The organism is Shewanella submarina, assembly GCF_042646185.1.
Taxonomy (GTDB): domain Bacteria; phylum Pseudomonadota; class Gammaproteobacteria; order Enterobacterales; family Shewanellaceae; genus Shewanella; species Shewanella corallii.
The window spans coordinates 757,359-774,425 of the sequence record NZ_JBHRTD010000006.1 but is presented as its reverse complement, the minus strand read 5'-3'; the positions used below and the strand labels follow the sequence as shown (position 1 = coordinate 774,425).

Annotated in this window: 14 protein-coding genes; 6 read left to right on the top strand and 8 right to left on the bottom strand. The window is 52.2% G+C overall.

The annotated features are described in order from the left end of the window. Positions 1–16: 16 nt before the first annotated feature. From ACFOE0_RS06400 to pomA, 6 genes are all read right to left on the bottom strand, one after another. Positions 17–403, bottom strand: coding sequence for a DUF423 domain-containing protein (locus ACFOE0_RS06400; RefSeq protein ID WP_115135674.1), 387 nt, complete (start codon positions 401–403; stop codon positions 17–19). After that, entirely contained in the window at positions 396–1,076 is a 681-nt protein-coding gene (locus ACFOE0_RS06395; protein ID WP_380711612.1) for an alpha/beta fold hydrolase, read from the bottom strand. The genes ACFOE0_RS06400 and ACFOE0_RS06395 overlap by 8 nt, the downstream gene beginning before the upstream one ends. Further along, a complete protein-coding gene (locus tag ACFOE0_RS06390) occupies positions 1,057–1,968 on the bottom strand; it encodes a transcriptional regulator GcvA (RefSeq protein ID WP_115135676.1) in 912 nt (303 codons plus the stop codon). Before ACFOE0_RS06390 ends, ACFOE0_RS06395 begins: the two co-directional genes overlap by 20 nt. Before the next feature lie 250 nt (positions 1,969–2,218). After that, complete coding sequence (gene thiI / locus ACFOE0_RS06385; protein ID WP_248934968.1) at positions 2,219–3,673, bottom strand: tRNA uracil 4-sulfurtransferase ThiI; 1,455 nt, start codon at positions 3,671–3,673, stop codon at positions 2,219–2,221. A gap of 178 nt (positions 3,674–3,851) precedes the next feature. Then, the gene (locus ACFOE0_RS06380) at positions 3,852–4,778 is read right to left on the bottom strand and encodes a flagellar motor protein MotB (RefSeq protein WP_248934969.1); all 927 of its coding nucleotides are present in this window, start codon (positions 4,776–4,778) and stop codon (positions 3,852–3,854) included. A 3-nt stretch (positions 4,779–4,781) separates the two neighbouring features. Next, a complete protein-coding gene (gene pomA, locus ACFOE0_RS06375) occupies positions 4,782–5,549 on the bottom strand; it encodes a flagellar motor protein PomA (RefSeq protein WP_115135679.1) in 768 nt (255 codons plus the stop codon). A gap of 294 nt (positions 5,550–5,843) precedes the next feature. Here pomA and xseB point away from each other — a divergent pair, with 294 nt between their 5' ends. The 4 genes from xseB (at position 5,844) to yiaY (ending at position 10,336) form a co-directional block, all read left to right on the top strand. After that, positions 5,844–6,083, top strand: a complete 240-nt coding sequence (gene xseB / locus ACFOE0_RS06370; protein ID WP_248934970.1) for an exodeoxyribonuclease VII small subunit — start codon at positions 5,844–5,846, stop codon at positions 6,081–6,083. A 2-nt stretch (positions 6,084–6,085) separates the two neighbouring features. Beyond that, positions 6,086–6,967, top strand: a complete 882-nt coding sequence (gene ispA, locus ACFOE0_RS06365) for a (2E,6E)-farnesyl diphosphate synthase (RefSeq protein WP_115135681.1) — start codon at positions 6,086–6,088, stop codon at positions 6,965–6,967. 21 nt (positions 6,968–6,988) lie between these two features. After that, positions 6,989–8,863 (top strand): 1-deoxy-D-xylulose-5-phosphate synthase, encoded by a 1,875-nt coding sequence (gene dxs, locus ACFOE0_RS06360; RefSeq protein ID WP_248934971.1) that lies wholly within the window; start codon positions 6,989–6,991, stop codon positions 8,861–8,863. Positions 8,864–9,187: 324 nt separating this feature from the next. Next, entirely contained in the window at positions 9,188–10,336 is a 1,149-nt protein-coding gene (gene yiaY / locus ACFOE0_RS06355; protein ID WP_248934972.1) for an L-threonine dehydrogenase, read from the top strand. 70 nt (positions 10,337–10,406) lie between these two features. Here the strand turns inward: yiaY and ACFOE0_RS06350 are convergent, their stop codons facing one another. Together ACFOE0_RS06350 and ACFOE0_RS06345 are read right to left on the bottom strand one after the other, a co-directional pair. Next, a complete protein-coding gene (locus ACFOE0_RS06350) occupies positions 10,407–13,547 on the bottom strand; it encodes an efflux RND transporter permease subunit (RefSeq protein WP_248934973.1) in 3,141 nt (1,046 codons plus the stop codon). A 12-nt stretch (positions 13,548–13,559) separates the two neighbouring features. Continuing rightward, positions 13,560–14,705 carry an efflux RND transporter periplasmic adaptor subunit gene (locus tag ACFOE0_RS06345; RefSeq protein WP_248934974.1) on the bottom strand — a complete coding sequence of 382 codons (1,146 nt, stop codon included), beginning with the start codon at positions 14,703–14,705 and terminating at the stop codon, positions 13,560–13,562. Between the two features lie 221 nt (positions 14,706–14,926). Here ACFOE0_RS06345 and ACFOE0_RS06340 point away from each other — a divergent pair, with 221 nt between their 5' ends. Continuing rightward, positions 14,927–15,283 (top strand): cytoplasmic protein, encoded by a 357-nt coding sequence (locus ACFOE0_RS06340; RefSeq protein ID WP_115135686.1) that lies wholly within the window; start codon positions 14,927–14,929, stop codon positions 15,281–15,283. Between the two features lie 477 nt (positions 15,284–15,760). After that, complete coding sequence (locus ACFOE0_RS06335; protein ID WP_115135687.1) at positions 15,761–17,062, top strand: NAD(P)/FAD-dependent oxidoreductase; 1,302 nt, start codon at positions 15,761–15,763, stop codon at positions 17,060–17,062. Positions 17,063–17,067: the final 5 nt, after the last annotated feature.

The following is a 17,067-nucleotide window of genomic DNA, read 5'->3' as shown; positions in this document are numbered from 1 at the left end:
TCTGGTTAAGGCAGGGTCAGTTCTGCTCAACCACTTTGTCACGCCATACAGCGACCGCAATCAGCAACCAGCCTATCAGAAACAGTCCGCCTCCCATTGGCGTGATTGGTCCTGTCCACTTGGTGCCGAGCAAAGCATACAGATACAAAGAACCGGAAAACAGCAGGATACCGCCGGCAAAACACCAAGCCGCCCAGTCCAGCAATCTGCTCTTCATCCAGTGACCGGCGAAAGCCACGGCGATAATGGCGAAGGTGTGATAGAACTGGTATTCCACCCCAAGGTTAAAAATCTCAATCATTTTAGGGGCGGCAATATGCTTCAGACCATGGGCCCCAAAAGCGCCCAGAGCCACAGCCAGAAAGCCACTCAGTGATGCCAACAACAGCCAGCCTTTACGCATTTTCTTCTCCAAAAAAACCAACACAATAATCTATGGCCAATGCCAGATTAGCCTCTATTGTGGTGCCGGACGACTTGCGGGGGACAAAGCTGTGATCACCATCAGGGATAAGTTCAATGCGGGTGTTGTCGCCGCACTCCCACTCTTTGCTTTTCTCGTAGCTGCCGAAGCTGTCACGCTCACCCTGCAGCACCAACACTGGGACTCTGGATTGCTGCAAAGGCTCAAGTCTGGGCTCGGCTTCTACGCCTTTACGTTTAATAGCTATAAAGGGATATCCCAGGCAAACCACCCCATTGACCGCCTCTGCCGCTTGCTCATCGCCGGCCAATATCGCCGCCATACGCGACCCCATGGACTTACCCACCAACCAGATGCGGCCAACGCCGGAAGCTTTGGCAAGTTCAAGGTACTGGCCAAAACACTCCAGTAGTTTGGGCGCTCTGTCCGGTGGACGACGCTTGCCATCTTCGGCGCGTTTCTGCATATAGGGGAAATTAAAGCGCACCACGGCCACGCCTTTGGCGGCCAAACCATGAGCCATGGCCGTCATAAACTCGTGGTCCATACCGGCACCGGCACCATGGGCCAGTAACACCAGATCCCCGCCAGCTTTCAGCTCGCCATCAAGTATCGCATGACCGGCATCAATCTCAGCCTGGAAGCAATTCACTGCGTGACTCCTCTGCAAACATATCCAGCATCCACTCTCTGAATGCCGCAATTTTTCCAAGCTCTGCATGGCTTTGCTGACACACCAGATAGTAGGCATCTTTACTCACCAGCACTTCCTGAAATGGACACACCAGACGCCCTGCTTTGATATCAGGACGGGCAAGCACTGAGTAACCCAGCGCCACCCCCTGACCATGGGCAGCAGCCTGCAGCACCAAAGAGGAGTGACTGAAAATAGGGCCCTGATTCACATTGACATCTGTCACCCCACACTGCTTAAACCAGGCCTGCCAATCCTGACGGCTGGAGTCATGCAACAGGGTGTGAAACTTGAGATCAGCGGGCTTTTCCAGTGGCTTGGGACCGTTGAGTAACAAAGGGGAGCACACGGGGATCAGCACTTCGTTACGCAGCTTGTCGGCACGTACACCTGGCCAGTTGCCCTGACCGTAATAGATGGCCACATCCACATCATCTGCCAGGCTGGCAGAATCTGAGTCCACCGCTTTGATACGAACATCAATATCAGGGTTTTTCTCACTGAACTTAGCCAGACGCGGCACCAACCACTGAATCGCGAAACTGGGGGACATGGCCACGGTAAGCGAACCGATAGCTCCCCGGGCCAACAGACGATCCGTCGCCTCACCCAGCTGCACAAAGATATCCTTGATATCGAGGAAATAGCTCTGCCCTTCTTCTGTCAGCAGCAATGAGCGATTTTTGCGGCGGAACAACTTCAGTCCCAGAAACTCTTCCAACGCCTTAATTTGATGACTCACCGCCGCCTGAGTCACGAACAGCTCTTCTGCTGCACGGGTAAAGCTCAGGTGACGGGCCGCCGCCTCAAACGCTTTGACTGCATTGAGAGGAGGTAAACGTCTGGACATATTGGTCACTTCCCTTGTTTGTATGCCAACACAGGCCTTCACCCGTGACGCCGATTTTCCAGGGTTTCACCTGAAAATGCTGCACGGGTTAACAGGATTAGTTTTTCTAATCGCTATTGTGACATTTTCTCGGGCAAACATACCAGCCACTAACCTTAGTATTTACACCTAAGTCTCTGGAAACTGTAACGAGCGGACATAAAAAAGCCGCGTCAAACGACGCGGCTCCGGAAGTAGATTCTCACTACAATTAAGGGCGATAAACCTTAACGTTGTCGTAGCCCTGCTCTTGCAGGTACAGAGCTTGCAGCTTGCTCATGACACCACGCTCACAGTACAGCAGGTAAGTTTTGCTGCGGTCCAGATCGGCGAACTGAGTGGCCAGCTTGAAGAAAGGGATCACCTTCACTTCCACGCCATCAATCTCCAGCGGGTTGTTCTCTTCCTCTTCAGGAGCACGAATATCAACCACAATCTCTTGTGCAGAGACGGCATTAACGGTTTCAGTTTCGGTGACTTTGGTATCCATGCTGGCAGCAATCTCCCGGATATCGATAAACTTGGCGTCTTCCAGAACCTTGTCGATCAAGTCCTCTGAAAACTTCTTCTCTTCTTCTTCAATCTTGGACAGTACCGCCTTAACAGTCGGGCGCTGAGAAATTACACCACAGTACTCAGGCATGGACTTGGCAAAATCTTCAGTACCGATACGGCGACTTTCGTTGATGATGTCCTGCTTGTCCATGGTGATCAGCGGACGCAGGATCAGCAGCTCAGTGCAGCGGTCAATCACGTTCAGGTTGGTCAGTGTCTGACTGGATACCTGACCCAGGCTCTCGCCGGTGACCAGGGCCTGAATGCCCATGCGCTCAGCCACGCGGGCTGCAGTACGCATCATCATACGCTTGAGGATAACGCCCATCTGGCCGTTGTCGATACGCTCCAGAATCTCAGCAACAACAGGCTCAAACGGTACTGAAACAAACTTCACCTTGTGGGATTCACCATAGGTCTTCCACAAATGATAAGCCACCTGCTTAACACCAATCTCGTGCTGAGCACCGCCCAGGTTAAAGAAACAGTAGTGAGTACGAGCGCCCTTCTTGATGAACTGGAAGCTGGATACACCTGAGTCAAAACCACCGGAGATCAGTGACAGTACATCTTCCTGAGTCGCCATAGGGAAGCCGCCCAAACCCTGGATGCGTTCTTCCACCATGTAAAGCTTCTGTTTATCGATCTCCAGATTGATGGTCATATCGGGATCTTTCAGCTTAACGCCAGCAGCTTCAGTGTTCTGGTTCAGACCACCGCCAACATAGCGCTCCACTTCGATGGATTTAAAATCATGCTGGCCAACGCGCTTTACACGTACGCAGAAGGTCTTGCCCTTCAGTTGTTCACTGTAAACCGGCAGTGCATGCTGATAGATGTCATCTACCGTTTCAAAGCTGTATTCGTTAACCTTGAGGGAGTGAGCAATACCCGGAATGCACTGCAGACGCTCGGCGATACGGTCACCCAGATCTGCCTTGCCCTCAGGCACCACTACCACCAACTTGTCCCACAGGTGCTGAACCTTGATATCTTCATCAACTTTCTTGAGCACATTGCGGATATTGGTTTCGAGCATCTTGGTAAAGCGTTTCCTTACCGATTTGCTCTTCATCATGATTTCCGGATACAACTTAACGATAAACTTCATGGGTTATCCCGAGGACAGTATTTCAGTTTCAAATAGCAATCCGGCCATTATATCAAATTGGATTAGAGTGGCGCACCCAATTTGAATTAACTCCTGTTAGTTCCTATATGCAAATAAAAGCAAAAACGCCCATCAAAGATGAGCGTTTTGTTTATTGGAACCTTGCCGGGGGCTGGGGCTACTGCACAGAAATCTCATCGGACTCTTTGGGCTTGCCCTGCTCTATCGCAATTTCTACCCTGCGGTTACGGGCCCGGTTGGCAGCCGAGGTATTGGGCACCAGTGGGTTATTGGACGCCATACCGACCACCTTCATACGTCCCTGATTAATGCCTCTTACCCGGGAGAGTTCCTGAGCCACAGAAACAGCTCTGGTTGCCGACAGATCCCAGTTAGAGCTGTAGAGCTCATTGCTGATCACCATATCGTCGGTGTAACCCGCCACAGTAATCACGCCGGGAACATCCTTAAGCGTCTCGCCTATGGTTCGAATAATAGGCTTAACCCTTGGCTGCAAGAAGCCAGAGCCGGATGCAAAAGAGCCTTTCTCACGGATACGGATAATGATCTGTTGCCCCAAAGACTCCAGCTCCACCGCGCCATCAATAATCTCTTTTTCCAACTGCTCAGCCAGCTTCTTCACCTGTTCGTTGACCTGCTCCTGCTCAGACTCAGTTTGACTGTCTGACGCCGCCGCGGAACTTTGTACAGATGTAGCAGATGATTGACCGCCCCGTTGCTGACCATCCTGGCTTTGAATACCACCACTGCTGTCATCATCACCGGCCTGTACATTCAGCACCTGCTCGGTCATCTCGTTGGTCTGCTGGGTAATGACTTCAATGGGCGTAGGGTCCGGACGACCAGGCCTGAACTCCAGCGCGATCACTGAGGTCCCTTTGGGGATGTCCTTAACGTTAACCTTATTCTGCACACCGAAGGCATACTTCATGGAACCGGCAATCTGTTTGAACTTAACCACGTCCATTTCAGAGAAGGCCAGCAGCAGTACGAAGAAGCACATCAGCAGCGACATGAGGTCAGCAAAGGTTGCCAACCACATGGGTGCGCCTGGTGGGGGACATTCACACTTCTTCTCAGCCAAAATCTACTCCCCGCCGGTCGTATCGATTTGCCGCTTACCTTCGTTGAGGTAGTTCTTGAGGAAGGTCTCAATGACGCGGGGGTTCTGGCCATCCTGAATCGCCAGTACCGCGTCCATAATCAGGTTCTTAACCATCACCTCTTCGGTCATACGCAGCGCCAGCTTATCGGCAATGGGAATTGCCACCATGTTTGCCAGCATTGCACCATACAGTGTGGTCAACAATGCAACCGCCATCGCAGGACCAATGGACTTGGGGTCATCCATGTTTGACAGCATGGCCACCAGACCAACCAGAGTACCAATCATACCCATGGCTGGTGCCACATCTCCGAGTGCAGTGAACAAGCTTACACCCGCCTTGTGTCGCTCCTCGGTCAAGCCTATGTCCTTTTCCAGCGCTTCGCGCACGACATCGCCATCGTGACCATCCACCAGCATGTCCACGGCTCTTTGCATAAACGGATTGGAAATCTGGGCCTCTTCCAGTGCCAGAAAGCCACCTTTACGGGCAGCATCAGCCATGTTCACTGACTGTTCGATCAGCTCTTCCGGCTTATCCAGCTTGAACATAAAGGCCTTGACGAAAATCTTACCCGCACCTATGACCGATGCCAGATTGAACTTCATCATTACCACGAAAAGGGAACCACAGCCTACGATAAGAATGGAGGGAACATCGATAAAAATAGAGAGGCCGCCACTACTGACCATGGCGCCGATAACAAAGCCAAATGCCCCGAGAATGCCGATGAGTGTTGCTAAATCCACTTAACGCTCCTAAATAAACAAGGCACAAACCTGCGCCTGAATCCCTGAAATGCACCCACCGCTGCGTTAGCCGGGTTATTGTCAGTCCAAATGCTGACTTTGATTCTGCCCGCTAACCGGATGTCACCTATTCTCAGTTATCGGACAACTTCAAGGCAAGTTTAGCTTCTTTTTATTTTTTCTAACAAAAAATCCCCAATAAAGCGTGCTGTTGTGCAAATATCCAACGTCCTGATTTGACCCAAACAACGCCCTGAGATACCTTGTGCAAGCCTGAATATTAGGAAAGACAAAGTGGCCAAAAAACCGGAAAATCTCAGTTTTGAAGAGTCCCTTGCCGAGCTGGAGCAGATTGTTGCTCAGCTGGAGCGCGGGGAGATCCCGCTGGACGATGCACTCAAGCAATTTGAACGGGGCATAGCCCTGGTACGCAGCAGCCAGACCAAGCTGGAACAGGCACAGCAAAAAGTTGCCATTTTGATGCAACCCGATGACCAAGCCCCGCTGTCGAGCTACAACACCGAGGTAGAATAAGCGTGTTAGCCGATGCCATTATCGAGTATCAACAGCGTGTTGATGCTCAGCTCAAACAGCACCTGAGTGGGCTGGATGACCATGCAGCTACCCTGAAAGCAGCCATGACCCATGGTGCTTTGATTGGCGGTAAAAGAATAAGACCCTTCCTGGTATACAGTGTTGGCACCATGCTGAATGTGCCCCTGCACAAACTCGATGCCTGCGCTGCGGCCATCGAATGTATTCATGCCTATTCACTGATCCATGACGACCTGCCGGCGATGGACGACGACCACCTAAGACGTGGCCAACCGACTGTGCATATCGCTTTTGATGAAGCCAGTGCCATCCTTGCCGGTGACGCGCTGCAGACGCTGGCGTTTGATATTCTCAGTCAGCCTATTGAAGGCCTGACTGCACAGCAGCAGTTGAAACTGGTTGCCACTCTGGCCAAAGCCTCCGGCTATCAGGGCATGTGTGGTGGACAGGCAATCGATCTGGCCAGTGAAGGTAAACGTATTGATTTGGCAACCCTGACCCGGTTGCACAATAAAAAGACAGGCGCACTGATCCGATGCGCCGTAGAGATGGCTCTGATTTGTGCCGATGCCAGCGATAAAGACAGCGCCGCCATGCTGGAATATGCCGATGCCATTGGGCTGGCTTTCCAGGTGCAGGACGACATTCTGGATATCACGGCCACCACTGAAGAACTGGGTAAACCTCAGGGTTCCGACACCCAGTCCGACAAGAGTACCTTCCCTCAACTACTTGGGCTTGAAGGTGCGCAGGAGACGGCACAACAGCTGGTCGAGGATGCTCTGTCAGCCTTGAAAACTTTGCCGTACAATAGCCAGTTAATTGCAGACTTCGCCCGATACATTATCGAGCGGAGAGTATAACAAGAGATAAAGTTGCTCATTATGAGTTTGGACATATCGCATTACCCCTTGTTGGCACAGGCCAACACCCCGGACGAGCTGCGACAGCTGCCCCCATCAGTGTTGCCTCAGGTAGCCGATGAGCTGCGTGAATTCCTGCTCAAGTCCGTGGGCATTTCCAGTGGCCACTTTGCTTCCGGCCTGGGGACAGTCGAACTGACTGTGGCACTTCACTACGTATACAACACCCCGTTCGACCGTCTGATCTGGGACGTGGGCCATCAGGCTTACCCCCACAAGATTTTGACCGGACGTCGTGACCGCATGCCCACCATTCGTCAGAAGAATGGTCTGCACCCTTTCCCATGGCGCGAAGAGAGTGAATACGACACCTTCAGTGTGGGTCACTCAGGTACCTCTATCTCTGCAGCGCTGGCAATGGCTGTTGCCGCCGAAAAAGAGGGCGAAGGTCGTAAAGTGGTCGCCGTGATCGGTGATGGCGCTATGACCGGTGGTATGGTGTTTGAAGCACTTAACCATGCAGGTGATCTGCACAACGACATGCTGGTCGTGCTGAACGACAACGAGATGTCCATCTCTGAAAACGTGGGTGCTCTGAACAACCACCTGGCTAAACTCATGTCAGGTCGTTTCTACACCACCATTCGTGAAGGCGGTAAAAAGGTACTGCAGGGTATGCCGGTTATCAAAGAGATGGCCAAGCGTACCGAAGAGCACCTGAAAGGCATGGTGGTTCCCGGCACCTTGTTTGAAGAGCTGGGTTTCAACTATATCGGCCCAATCGACGGCCATGATGTCAATGCTCTGGTCGAGACCATGAGCAATATGCGCAACCTGAAAGGGCCGCAGATCCTGCATATCATGACCAAAAAGGGTAAAGGCTATGAGCCGGCAGAACGCGACCCTATTGGTTGGCATGCTGTGCCCAAGTTTGACCCAAGCACCTTTGCCAAGCCTGCCAGCAAACCCGGCAAGCCGACCTTCTCTCAGGTGTTTGGAAAGTGGTTGTGTGATATCGCCGCCAAAGATGAAAAAGTGCTGGGTATCACCCCTGCCATGCGTGAAGGTTCAGGCATGGTGGAGTTCTCCCAACGCTTCCCGAAACAGTATTTCGATGCCGCGATTGCTGAGCAACACGCAGTCACCCTGGGCGCCGGATTTGCGTGTGAAGGCTTTAAACCTGTGGTGGCAATCTACTCCACCTTCCTGCAGCGCGGTTATGATCAGCTGATCCACGATGTAGCTCTGCAGCGTTTGCCTGTGCTGTTTGCCATCGACCGTGGCGGTATTGTGGGTGCTGACGGTCCAACGCACCAGGGTGCATTCGACCTGAGCTTTATGCGCTGTATTCCAAACATGGTGATTATGGCGCCGAGTGACGAAAACGAATGTCGCCAGATGCTCTACACAGGCTACTGCTATAACGATGGCCCAACTGCCGTTCGTTACCCACGTGGCAGTGCCACAGGCGCCGAGCAGGTGGAAGAGATGACCGCCATGGAGATAGGCAAAGGCCGAATCGTCCGTGAATCCTCAGGTGACAAGCGAATTGCCATTCTTAACTTTGGCACCACTCTGACGGCAGCGCTGGAAGCAGCAGAGGCTCTGGATGCCACTGTGGCCGATATGCGCTTTGTCAAACCGCTGGATGAGGCTCTGACCGAGCAGCTCGCTTCGGAATATGACTTCGTCATCACAGTGGAAGAGAACGCCATCAAAGGCGGTGCTGGCAGTGGCGTGCTGGAGTTTATGGCCAGCAAACGTCTGCTCAAGCCGGTTCTGCAAATTGGCTTGCCCGACGAATTTATCAAGCACGGTGCACCGGAAGAGATCACCACAGAACTGGGACTTGATGCCAAAGGTATTGAGCAGCAGATCCGCGCATTTATCGACTGATCTCATTCAGATAAGACACCCATTAAAAACCCGGCACTGCCGGGTTTTTTGTTGTCTATTCAAGATTACATTCTAAATCCCTGAAGTAACGCAAGGTTTCCGGTTTTTTGTAAGCCGGTTCCAACTTTTCACTGATTTCACAGAAAGCCCGGCGCTTTTCTTGCGCCAGATCACATCAATTCCGGTCTGTGGTTGGTAATTTTATTACCGAAACGAGCAGAAACCGAAACAGGAGAGTTTGCATAACTCGTTGCTTATCAAGGCTATTAATGCCCTTTGTCAGACACGACTTATGTGAATTTTTACTGACTTGAGAGGTGACCTATGGCCGCTAAATTCTTTATCCCTTCCGTGAACACTTTGGGTCAGGGCGCACTGGACGATGCCATCAACGACATCAATGCCCTGGGCTTCAAAAACGCGCTGATCGTCACTGACAAACCCCTTGTAGATATTGGCCTGGCCGGTGAGCTGATTGAAAAGCTGGGCGCAGGTGGCGTGCAATCCACTCTGTTTGATGGCGTGCAGCCAAACCCAACCGTCGGCAATGTTGAAGCCGGACTGACACTATTGAAAGCCAACGGCTGTGACTTTGTTATCTCCTTCGGCGGCGGCTCGCCACACGATTGCGCCAAGGGTATTGCTCTGGTGGCTACCAATGGCGGCTCCATCAAAGATTATGAAGGCGTAGACCAATCCGCCAAACCACAAATGCCCCTGGTTGCCATTAACACCACAGCCGGTACCGCCAGTGAGATGACACGTTTCTGCATCATTACCGATGAAGAGCGTCATATCAAAATGGCCATTGTGGACAAGCACACCACACCAATATTGTCGGTCAACGACCCAGAGTTGATGCTGAAAAAGCCAGCCAGCCTGACTGCTGCGACCGGTATGGATGCGCTGACCCACGCCATTGAGGCTTATGTGTCTGTTGCCGCCAACCCGATTACTGATGCCTGCGCTATCAAGGCCATTGAGCTTATCCACCAGCATCTGGAACACGCGGTGAAAGATGGCAGTAATATCAATGCCCGTGAGCAGATGGCCTACGCCCAGTTCCTCGCAGGTATGGCTTTCAACAACGCCTCTCTGGGTTATGTACACGCCATGGCGCACCAACTGGGTGGCCTGTACGACCTGCCACACGGTGTCTGTAATGCCCTGCTGCTGCCCTATGTGCAGGAGTACAATGCTCAGGTCGCTGCTGGTCGCTTAAAAGATGTGGCCAAAGCCATGGGAGTAGATGTGGCTCAGATGACTGATGAGCAAGGTGCTCAGGCTGGCATCACCGCCATTAAGGCTCTGGCAGCCTCTATCAATATTCCCGCCAGCCTGACTGAGCTGGGTGTGAAGGAAGCGGATATCCCACTGCTGGCAGAGAATGCCCTGAAAGATGCCTGCGGCCTGACCAACCCCAAACAGGCAACCCATGAAGAGATCTGTCAGATCTTCAAAAATGCGCTGTAACTTCAAATAAACAGCTAAAAAAGAACCCAGCCTGAGCTGGGTTCTTTTTTTACCTATCATTCACTCCATCTCAGGATGCTGACCTGGATTCATCGGCGGGGAGATTTCCTCCCTGACCTTTCAGCTTTTCCCTCAGCTGCTGCAAAATCACGTAGAACACTGGCACCAATAAAGTTCCCACCAGTGTCGCTGCCAACATGCCACCAAACACAGAGTAACCCAACGACTGACGGGAGCCGGCACCGGCACCTGTGGCCATCACCAAAGGCATAACCCCCAGAATAAAGGAGAAAGCCGTCATCAATACGGCGCGGAATCTCAACCTGGCAGCCAGTTCCCCCGCATCCAGAATCGACTTGCCCTCTTCTCTGAGCTGTTTGGCAAACTCCACTATCAGGATGGCGTTTTTACTGGCCAGGCCAATCAGCAGCACCAAACCAATCTGGGCATAGAGGTTAAGCTCAGAGCCCACCAGGGCGATATTGATAAAAGCGCCCAGAATCGCCACAGGCACTGCAAACATCACCGCAAAAGGAATGGTCCAGCTTTCGTACTGAGCCACCAGGAACAGATAGGTAAATACCAGCGCCAGACCGAAAATCAGTGGCGCCAGATTACCGGCCCGGATCTCCTGGAAGGTCTGGCCTGTCCATTCAAAGCTGTAGCCCGCAGGCAGGCTTTCGGCGGCTCTTTCCATGGCGGCAATGGCGTCACCTGAGCTGTACCCTGGAGCCGGGAAGCCGTTAATGGTGGTGGATGAGAACATGTTGTAGCTGTTGATCACATCCGGCCCCAAAATCGGGGTCACCTTGACCAGAGTACTCAAGGGGATCATCTCACCGCTGCTGCTGCGCACATAGAAACGGGCGATATCCTTGTCGGAATCCCTGAACTCCCCTTCTGCCTGCAGCATCACCCGGAACACCTTGCCGTAACGGTTAAAGTCGTTCACATACATGGAGCCCAGCATGGTCTGCATAGTCGTGAAGATTTCTGTCAGCGGAATGCCCAGCGCTTTGGCTTTTGCCCTGTCCACATCCACATACATCTGCGGCACATCGGCTCTAAAGTTACTGAACGCCATCGCGATCTCAGGTTGCTGATTGGCCTGCATCACCAGAGCCCGCATCACAGATGACAGCTCCTGAGCCGAGCGCCCCTGAGTGTCCTGCAGTACAAACTCAAAGCCGCCGACACTGCCTACACCTGGAATAGGCGGCAGCGAGAAGGCCATGGCATTGACCGATGGATTGGCGGCGTACTTCGCCTGCAACCTGGCAACTATGGCGCTCTCTTCCATATCCGGCGTATCCCGCTCGCTCCAGTCAGACAGGGACACAATCATCAAACCACCGTTGGAGGATACCGAGCCGGTCAGAATACTGAAGCCGGAGGCGTGGATAACATGTTCCACCCCGGGCTCTTTCAGCGTCAGTTCAACCAGGTCACGCATTACAGCTTCTGTACGGTTCAGCGAAGCCCCATCCGGCAGCTGAATATCCACCATAAAGGCTTTCTTGTCCTCCATGGGCACAAAGCCTGTGGGCAGGGTCTTGCCCAGAATAGCCGTAGCGGCCATCAAGGCGGCGAATACCATAATCACCAGAGTCGTTTTACGCACCAGAGTAGCAACCACACCTGAATAACTATCTGTCAGGCGATTAAAGTAACGGTTGAAGGTCGCATGGAAGCCCTGTGTATGCTCCTTTGGCGGACGCATAATAGTGGCACACAGTGCCGGACTCAGGGTCAACGCATTGATTGAAGAGATAAGCACAGAGATACAGATGGTAACAGAGAACTGGGCGTACATCTGCCCGGTAATTCCGGGCATCACTGCCGTAGGTGCAAATACCGCCAGCAGTACCAGGGTAGTGGCAACAATGGGGCCAGTTACCTCTTGCATCGCCCTGGCAGTCGCCTCTTTCGGTTCCATCCCCTCCTGCATCAGTCGGGTCACGTTCTCCACCACCACAATGGCATCATCCACTACGATACCAATGGCCAAAATCAGGGCGAACAGGGATACGGTATTGATACTCATACCTGAAGCCAGCAGGAAGGCAAAGGTACCAATCAAAGAGACAGGAATCGCGATGGCAGGGATCAGTGTGGAGCGGAAATCCTGCAGGAAGATATATACCACCAGAATCACCAGCGCCACCGAGATAAACAGGGTCTGCACTACCTCATCGATAGAGGTCTCAACAAACTCTGTGGTGTCATACAGCACCTTGTATTCCAGATCTTTGGGGAAGCTCTGGGCCAGTCTTTCCATCTCGGCACGAATCCCCTGAGCCACCTCCAGCGCGTTGGCATCCGGCGCCTGATAGATGGAGATAATCGCCGATGGCTTGTTATCCAGCTTGCCCTGGGCATCGTAGGTTTGAGAGCCAAGTTCGACTCTGGCCACATCTCCCAGTATCACCATGGAGCCATCGGTATTGGCCCTGAGCACCACAGCCTGGAAATCCTCAACCGTCTGCAATCGTCCCTGGGTTTGCAATGTGTACTGGAACTGCTGATCCGGATTCACTGGTGCTGCGCCGATACGACCGGCCGCCACCTGAATATTCTGCTCCTGCAATGAGCCAATGACATCCTTGGCGGTAATGCCAAAGCTGGCCATCTTGTCTGGATCCAACCATACCCGCATGGCGTAATCCAGGGCACCGATAATCTGCACCTTGGAAACACCGTCCTGACGGGACAGGCCATCTTTGATATTCAAACCGGCATAGTTGGTAATAAACAGAGAGTCGAAGGTCTCATCCGGCGACACCAGATTCACCACCATCAGAATATTGGGGCTCTGCTTCTCAACCTTAACCCCCTGACGCTTCACCTCTTCCGGTAAGCGAGGGGTCGCTTGCTGCACCCTGTTTTGCACCTTCACCTGAGCCATATCGGCATCAGTACCCACATCGAAGGTCACACTCAATGAGTAGCTGCCGTCGTTGGAACTCTTGGACGACATGTACAACATGCCCTCCACACCGTTCACCTCAGCCTCAAGCGGTTGGGCAATGGTGTCGCGCACAATATCGGCGCTGGCACCCGAGTAACTGGTTGAGACGTTCACCTGAGGGGGGGCGATATCGGGAAACTCCGCCACCGACAGCAGAGGGATTGAAATCAACCCCACCAGCGTCAGCACGGTCGAAATCACAAAGGCAAACTTGGGCCTTTTGATAAAAAACTGACTGATCATAGTGCTTCCTTGCTACTGGGTGTCAGAGAAGGGTTTAACGTCCTGCTCTACCGCCTTGACCTCAATGCCGGGACGGATCTTCTGCAATCCATCCACCACGATCATTTCACCTTCCTCCAGACCTGAAATCACCAACCAGTTGATACCAAATCGATCCCCCAGCTCCACCAGACGCTTCTGTACTTTATTCTCAGCAGTCAGCACCATCACAAAGCGACCCTGTTGGTCTTCCTGCACCGCACTTTGGGGAACAAGCAGGGCTTCATCTTTCATCGGCGATTCAATCATCAGAGTGACAAACAGGCCAGGTAACAACAGCTTACTCTGGTTATCAAATTTGGCTCGCAGGCCCAAAGTTCCCGTGGCGGCGTCTACCCTGTTCGAGACGAAATCTATGCTGCCGGTTTCATCGAAAGTAGTGCCATTGGGCAGCTCCAGACGGACAATCAAATCTTCCAGCGTTAAGTCACCCATCTGATTCTCGCGGAACTTTTGCTGGGCTGTGATTAAGGCTCGCTCAGGAGCCTGGAACGTCACCCACATAGGGGAAAGCTGGACCAGATTAGCCATCTGGGTTTGGGGAGAGATAATGTCACCGACACTGACCTTGGCGTCACTGATACGGCCCGAGATAGGTGCATAGATTTTGGTGTGTCCAAGCTGCACCTGAGCGGCCTCCAGTGCTGCCTGCGCCTGCACTACCGCAGCTGCAGTGGTGAGCTTACGACTGGTCAGCTCATCCATATCCTGAGCGCTGATCATGCCATCGGGCAGCAGCTTCTTGCCACGTTCCCAGTTCATAATGGCCACATCCCGGGAGGCTTCGGCCTGGCTCAGCATGGCTCTTTGCTGCTGCACCTGTGCTTCGAAGGTTTGAGGATCGATTTCGAACAGTAAGGCGCCGGACTCAACATCATCCCCATCCACAAAGTGACGTTTAAGCAGTTGCCCCTGCACCTGGGAATTGATGCTGACATCCTCTGATGCCTGGGTCCGTCCCACAAAGTCCGCCTGAGGCTGAACCGGTTGAATTTCAGCTTTGGCGACCACTACACTGGGCATCGCCCTCGGTGCCGGCGCCTGATTTTCTCCACAGGCAGAGAGCAGTAATGCTGCTCCCCACACCAAACCAACTCGACCAGAAAAAATCCGGACCATATTTGCCTCCTGCAAAAACGGAATTTATAAACTTTTATTTTTCGCTATGCAGAGTAACAATTAATCAACCAGCCAACCACTCAATTGGCTGATGTTTATACAAATATTCTAAAGTTCCGAATTATTTGTCCGGTTTCAACTCACACTTCCTCAGGCTTTGGCTTGACCCTCAGTCAAAAGCTCACCATGATGAAAAAAACCACTATTCAGGGAGTAGAGCGATGACAGCTATCACTCAGGTGTACAACTACACGGTAAGGGTTGTGACTCAATCAGATGTGGAGTCTTTTGATTGGCATACCCATGTTGAGATGAACCATTCCAGTGAAATCGCTCTGGACAGAGTCTATCGCTGGCACAATCAGGGAGGCGAACTGGCGTTGGATTTGGGCGCCTTGCTAATCAAAAAGCAAGCCGACAGGCCAATCTATTACGCGCTGCTGCACGAAAGAGTCAATAGTGACAACCATGTGCTGGCAACCTTCAAACTAATCCAGGATCCGAACCACAAAGATGTGGATGTCGGTGAAGTTTTCCAACATATGTTGACTGACTTTCAACAAAAGATCAGTCAGTAAAGCGCAATCAACTGCCATATAGAATTTAGCAAATCAGCCCCGCGGTCTTCCCCGGGGCTGTTTTATTATGGTCCGGGAAATCGCCAGAGAATAGCGGTAAATGTCCAGGCGAATCAGCAAGACCGCCAGCTGCAGCTGATTTTCTCTCCCTTTAGCATAAATATCCTAAGCCAATGATATTAAAACACTTAACAAATGGTTATAGATCACATACTGAAGAAATACCCATCAAAGCCAGCGGACAAAACCACCAGAAACGGAATTCAAATAACAATTAAAATCAACGGGTTATTAATGATTACGTGTTTTTATGAAAGACACATATTCTGAAATGCAAATTGTCGTATTTTTACCACACTGATATGATTCCGCCCAATTCACAGCTCAGATGAGACTGTCCCGGACACTGCAACAACAATTCCCATAACAAAGCATCCCGGAATCCGATTTCTATTTTCCTTCAAGGAGCATGCATTTATGCAAACGCAACCCAATGTGGTTATCGTCGGCGGTGGCGCTGGCGGTATGGAGATTGCTACCAAACTGGGCCATAAACTGGGCCGCAAAGGCAAGGCAAAAGTCACTCTGGTTGACTGTGCCGACAGCCATGTATGGAAACCTCTGCTGCACGAAGTCGCCACCGGCGCACTGGATGTGGGTATTGACGCCCTCAACTACCGCAGTCATGCGGCGGCTCACGGCTACCACTTTCAACAAGGTGCCATGACAGATATCGATCGTCAGCAGCGTCAGGTGATTCTGGCCCCTATTTTTGACGATGCCGGTCGAGAACTGCTGCCAGCCCGTCATATCGACTATGACTACCTGGTGATTGCTATTGGCTCCATTGCCAATGATTTCCGTATCCCGGGCGTTCGCGAGCACTGCGAATTTCTGGACAGCACTGAAGAAGCCATGGCTATCCGTAAGCGTCTGCTGAACAAGTTTATGCGCTACGCCAGCCAGGAACAGCTGGAAGACAAGATCAAGATTGCAGTGGTTGGCGCCGGTGCCACTGGTGTAGAGATGTCTGCCGAGATGCATCACGCCGTTGAGCAGCTGCGCGGTTTCGGCTACAAGATCGACACCAGCCTGCTGGAAGTGACCCTGATTGAAGCCGACGACCGAATTCTGCCTAAGGTAGAAAAGCCGGGCATTTCAGAGTCTGTCACCCGTGAGCTGGAAAAGCTGGGTGTTAACGTCATGACCAATACCCGTATTACCCAGGTCGACAGCAATAGTCTGACCACCTCCGAAGGTGTTGAGTTGCCTGCGGATATGGTGATCTGGTCAACAGGCGTAAAAGCACCTGATTTCCTGAAAAATATCGGTGGCCTGGAGAGCAACAACATCAACCAGGTGATGGTTAAGCAGAATATGCAAACCACGCTGGACGAGCGCATCTTCTCAATCGGTGACTGTGCCGCCTGTCCTCAGGCCGATGGCAGCTTTGTTCCACCACGTGGTCAGAGCGCCCGTCAGATGGCATTGATGACAGCTGACAACATCATGTTAATGATCGATGGTCAGGCACCGCGTCATGAGTATGTGTACAAGGATCTGGGTTCTCTGGTGAACCTGTCCCGCTTCCATACCGTGGGTAACCTGATGTCCTTTATTGGTGGCGGTGTATTGGTTGAAGGCAAGATTGCCCGCTTCGTTTACACCTCACTGTACCGTCGTCACCTGATCGAACTGCACGGTGTGGTGCGTGGCACCCTGCTGATGCTGGCCAAAGGCATCAGCCGCATCATTCACCCGCATCTGAAACTGCACTGATGCGC